This is a genomic window from Nocardiopsis sp. TNDT3 (genome assembly GCF_003427465.1).
GTDB lineage: Bacteria > Actinomycetota > Actinomycetes > Streptosporangiales > Streptosporangiaceae > Nocardiopsis > Nocardiopsis dassonvillei.
This window is the reverse complement of record NZ_QPFC01000126.1, coordinates 1-4,693: the sequence shown is the minus strand read 5'-3', so window position 1 is coordinate 4,693 and position 4,693 is coordinate 1. Positions and strand designations below refer to the sequence as shown.

The 4,693-nt window shown below is 72.9% G+C and carries 5 protein-coding genes; 3 read left to right on the top strand and 2 right to left on the bottom strand.

Annotation, left to right across the window (positions count from 1 at the left end; genetic code table 11):
• Window positions 1-396, bottom strand: a 396-nt coding sequence (locus DQW06_RS03500) for a nuclear transport factor 2 family protein (RefSeq protein ID WP_157983334.1), incomplete at its 3' end; no start/stop codon positions are given.
• 120 nt (window positions 397-516) lie between these two features.
• Between DQW06_RS03500 and DQW06_RS03495 the strand changes: the two genes are divergently transcribed.
• From DQW06_RS03495 to DQW06_RS03485, 3 genes are all read left to right on the top strand, one after another.
• Window positions 517-1,221 carry an IclR family transcriptional regulator gene (locus DQW06_RS03495; RefSeq protein ID WP_013155654.1) on the top strand — a complete coding sequence of 235 codons (705 nt, stop codon included), beginning with the start codon at window positions 517-519 and terminating at the stop codon, window positions 1,219-1,221.
• 341 nt (window positions 1,222-1,562) lie between these two features.
• Complete coding sequence (locus DQW06_RS03490; RefSeq protein ID WP_198662370.1) at window positions 1,563-3,941, top strand: molybdopterin oxidoreductase family protein; 2,379 nt, start codon at window positions 1,563-1,565, stop codon at window positions 3,939-3,941.
• Complete coding sequence (locus DQW06_RS03485) at window positions 3,938-4,411, top strand: hypothetical protein (RefSeq protein WP_013155656.1); 474 nt, start codon at window positions 3,938-3,940, stop codon at window positions 4,409-4,411. Before DQW06_RS03490 ends, DQW06_RS03485 begins: the two co-directional genes overlap by 4 nt.
• A gap of 77 nt (window positions 4,412-4,488) precedes the next feature.
• Here DQW06_RS03485 and DQW06_RS03480 read toward each other — a convergent pair.
• Window positions 4,489-4,693 (bottom strand): FAD-dependent oxidoreductase (locus tag DQW06_RS03480; RefSeq protein WP_198662369.1); only part of this gene is annotated, 205 nt, incomplete at its 5' end.

The window sequence follows — 4,693 nt, the reverse complement described above, 5'->3', positions numbered from 1 at the left end:
CCGGACGTCCCGGCGCGCGATGCGCCAGTCCTGCCCGTCGCGGACCAGCCGGTCGCTGACGGTGGTGAACCTCAGGATTGCGGTGTCGCCCGTCACACGGGTGCCGATGACCTGAAGATAGGCGCTGACCTGCGCCTGTGTGGTGTCCGCGGACTCCACGAAGAGGTTGGTGACCACGTGGCGGCGCACCTCGCCCGCCTCCCGGGCCGCGTGCGCGAAGTCCTCGGCGAAGGCCCGCAGGCGGTCGCGCCCCACGACCGGCGCGGGATAGGTCGGCGAGTGGAACTCGCCGTCGGGGGTGAAGGTCCGGGCCCAGGCGTCGGCGTGGCCGCCGTCGATCAGGTGGGACTGGCGCGCGTAGAGCTGGTGGATGCCGGTGACCAGCGAACCGTCCATGACCTTCCCCCCATGTGTGCGATAATCGCACTAGGTGTGCAATTAAGGCTTAACGTATGTGTCACACATCACCTGCGTCAAGAGGCGGGAGGTGTATCTTCGCGGTGCGAGAGGAGCCAGATGCCCGAGACACCGGCCGACAGGCCCAACACCCGCACGTCCAAGACCCTGCACAACGGGATCGAGGTGTTGGAGCTGCTCAGCCGCAGTCCGCACGGACTGTCGCTCACCGAGATCGCCGAGGGGGTGGGCGTGCACCGCACGGTCGCCCACCGGCTGGTGCGCACGCTGGAGGAGCACCGGCTGTGCAAACGCGGTCCCTTCAAGCGCATCACCCTGGGGCCGGGGCTGGTCGCGCTGGCCGAGTCGGTGGAGGCGGACCTGCGCCAGGTCGCCGGTCCGGTCCTGGCCGAGCTGGCCGAGTCGCAGGGGGCCACCGCGCACCTCGTCGTCCCCGAGGGCGAGGATGAGGCGCGCGCCCTGATGGTGGTGGAACCGCGCCGGGCCACGGCCCACATCGCCTTCCGGACCGGGCGGGTCGATCCCATCGACAAGGGGTCGGCCGGGCTGGCCCTGCTCGCGGCCATGCCTCCCCGGCCCGGGGAGCGCGAGGAGGTCGCCCTGGCCCGCGAGCGGGGCTACGCCGTCTCCCACGCCGAGGTGACCAACGCGGTGACCGGGGTGTCGGCGGCGGTGGTCGGGAGGAGTTCCGATCCGGTGGCCAGCGTCGGCGTCTCACTCCTGGAGCTGGACGACCCCGCCCCCTTCGGCGCCGCCGTGCGGGAGGCGGCCGGTCGGATCGCCGGGATGGTGCACCTGCCCTGAGCCGGGGCCGGGCGGGACCTGCCGGACCTTTTCCCCTGGCCGCGACCGGGACGTCCTGACGCACGCCTGTTTCCCCGACACCGGGTCTGGCTCACTGGGTTGCTCGTTACCGCTTCAGTGATCCACCTGATGAGCAACCCGGTGAGCCACCGTCTGCCCCTCCGGCCACGGCCGGGGCGGGGCCGGATCCCGCGCCGTTTACGCGTTTGCGCCCCGGGTAGCGGCGTTCACGCGTTTCGGCCGCACGGGAAGGGGTGGTGTCGGTGCCGTCCAGGGACAGGATCGCCGAACCATGGGGGTCGCGCACCCCGTACGGGCCCGGCCAGGAATGGCCGACCAGAGTGGACAGCCACCTGGCCGAGGGGGTGGACCCCGGCCAGGTGGACCGCTGGGTGCGGTCCGCGTCGATCCTGCACTCCAACGGCGACGCGCTCGACATCGCGGTCAAGGACGACCGGATCGTGGGGGTGCGGGGCCGCGAGGGCGACCGGGTCAACCACGGGCGCCTGGGCCCCAAGGACCTCTACGGGTGGCAGGCCAACCACTCACCCGACCGGCTCACCCGGCCCCTGGTGCGCCGGGACGGCGAGCTGGTCGAGACCGACTGGGACACCGCGATGGACCTGGTCGTGCGGCGCAGCGGGGAACTGCTCGACGAGCAGGGCCCGAGCGCGATCGGCTTCTACACCAGCGGACAGCTCTTCCTGGAGGAGTACTACACGCTCGCCGCCATCGGGCACGGCGCCATCGGCACCAACCACATGGACGGCAACACCCGGCTGTGCACGGCCACCGCCGCCGCCGCGCTCAAGGAGTCGTTCGGCTGCGACGGACAGCCCGGCTCCTACACCGACATCGACCACGCCGACGTCATCGCCCTCTACGGCCACAACATGGCCGAGACCCAGACGGTGCTGTGGACGCGCGTGCTCGACCGGTTGGCCGGGCCCAAACCGCCCCGGATCCTGTGCGTCGACCCCCGCCCGACCCCGGTGGCGCGCGAGGCGACGCTGCACCTGGCCCCGCTGCCGGGGACCAACGTCGCGCTGATGAACGGCATCCTGCACGAGATCATCCGGCGGGACATGGTCGACCACGACTACGTCGAGGCCCACACGGTCGGCTACGACTCCCTGGTCGCGGAGGTGGAGGGATACCCGCCCGAGCGCGCGGCCGGGATCTGCGGGGTCCCGGCGGAGCGGATCCGCGAGGCCGCCGCGCTCCTGGGCGACGCCGAGCGGCTGTTGTCGACCGTGCTCCAGGGCTTCTACCAGTCGCACCAGGCGACCGCCGCGTCCGTGCAGGTCAACAACATCCACCTGGTCCGCGGCATGCTCGGCAGGCCGGGCGCGGGCGTCCTCCAGATGAACGGGCAGCCCACGGCGGAGAACACGCGCGAGTGCGGCGCCGACGGCGACCTCACGGGCTTTCGCAACTGGAGCAACGACGAGCACATCAGCGACCTCGCCGCGGTGTGGAACCTCGACCCGATGCGGATCCCGCACTACGCGCCGCCCACGCACGCGATGCAGATCATGCGGTACGCCGAGAAGGGGTCGATCCGGTTCCTGTGGGTCAGCGCCACCAACCCGGCGGTGTCGCTGCCCGAGCTGGCGCGGATCCGCTCGGTGCTCGCCCGGGAGGGGCTGTTCCTGGTGGTGCAGGACATCTTCCTGACCGAGACGGCCGAACTCGCCGACGTGGTGCTGCCCGCCGCGACCTGGGGCGAGAAGACGGGCACGTTCACCAACACCGACCGCACCGTCCACCTGTCCGACAAGGCCGTCGAGCCGCCCGGCGAGGCACGGTCGGACCTGGACATCTTCCTGGACTACGCCCGGCGGATGGACTTCCGCGACAACGACGGTGCGCCGTTCCCCCAGTGGCACGACCCCGAGTCGGCCTTCGAGGCGTGGAAGGAGGCCACCGCCGGACGGCCGTGCGACTACACCGGCCTCACCTACGGCAGGCTGCGCGGCGGCAGCGGCGTGCAGTGGCCCTGCAACGACCAGAACCCGGACGGCACCGAGCGCCTGTACGCCGACGGCCGGTTCTGGGCTGCGCCCGACCAGTGCGAGAGCTACGGCCGCGACCTGGTCACCGGGGCGCCGCTGGAGCCGACCGAGTACAAGGCGATGAACCCCGAGGGCCGGGCGATCATCAAGGCCGCCGAGTACCTGCCGCCGCACGAGGAGCCGAGCGGGGAGTACCCCTTCGCGCTCATCACCGGCCGCACGCTCTACCACTTCCACACGCGCACCAAGACCGGGCGCTCACCCCAGTTGCAACGGGCGGCCCCCGAGGTCTGGGTGGAGGTCTCCCCCTCCGACGCCCGGGAGGCCGGGATCTGCGAGGGCGATCCCGTCGAGGTGGCCTCGCCGCGCGGGGTGGTCCGGGCGCGGGCGCGGATCAGCGGCATCCGCCCCGGGGTGCTGTTCGTCCCGTTCCACTACGGCTACTGGGACAGGCACGCCGACGGCGGCTCCCCCGACCGGGACCGGGCGGCCAACGAGACGACCGTCACCGACTGGGACCCGGTGTCCAAACAGCCCCTGTTCAAGACCGCGGCGGCCCGGCTGCGTCCCCTCGGCCGCGGGGACGGCGCACCGGCGCCCGCGCCGACGACGACCGCGTCCCGGCCGGTCGGCGACGGGGTGCCCGAGACCGTGGGCGGCCCCGACGCCGCCTCCGGGGAACACGTCACCGGAGGTGCGCGATGAGGATCACCGTGGCCCTGCGCGAACTGCACGACGCCGAGAGCGCCCTGGCCGGGGAACTGCTCAGGATCGCCGAGCGGCACGAGGAGGAGCAGGAGATCCACCACGTGGCCCGGGACCTGGTCCGCTGGTCGCGCGAGCACGTGCGGGAGATCTCCGAGGCCGGTGCCCGCTACGGCCTGGACCTCGGGGAGCCGGAACCGGAGAACCCGGACCCGCCCACCGAGGAGGCGGGCGAGCTGCCGGGGGACGGCTCCGACCCCGACCTGCTGCTCCTGGCGGACCTGCGTCGGCTGTACCGCATGGCGGCGGGTGTGTCCCTGGACTGGGACCTGCTCGGGCAGGGCGCGCAGGTGACCGCGGACGCGGAGCTGCTGGCGCTCACCAAGCGGTGCCACCCGCAGTCGCTGCGGCAGATGAGCTGGGCCGACGCGATGCTCAAGACGGTCTCGCCGCAGATCCTGGCCACCTGAGGGGCGCGGGTCCGTTCCGCGTGCGCGTCACGGCCGGGGCGTTCCTCAGCGACCCGTGCGCCGCTCCGCCGCCGTGATCACCGCCCGGCGAGGTCGGCCAGGACCGCGGCGGCGGCCCGCCCCCCGCTGACCAGGGCGCCCTGGAGCGAGGGCGTGTCGCGGTGGTCGCCCGCGACGTAGAGGCCCTCCTCCAGGCGGACCGGACGGCGCAGGTCGCCCAGGGGCGGCGGCGCCGCGGGCAGGGCGTCGGGCACGTGCACCGTCTCCAGGTGTTCCCAGTCC

Excerpts from the sequence above, each read along its gene's own strand:
- DQW06_RS03495 (WP_013155654.1), top strand. The coding sequence starts at position 517 with ATGCCCGAGACACCGGCCGACAGGCCCAACACCCGCACGTCCAAGACC.
- DQW06_RS03485 (WP_013155656.1), top strand. The coding sequence starts at position 3,938 with ATGAGGATCACCGTGGCCCTGCGCGAACTGCACGACGCCGAGAGCGCC.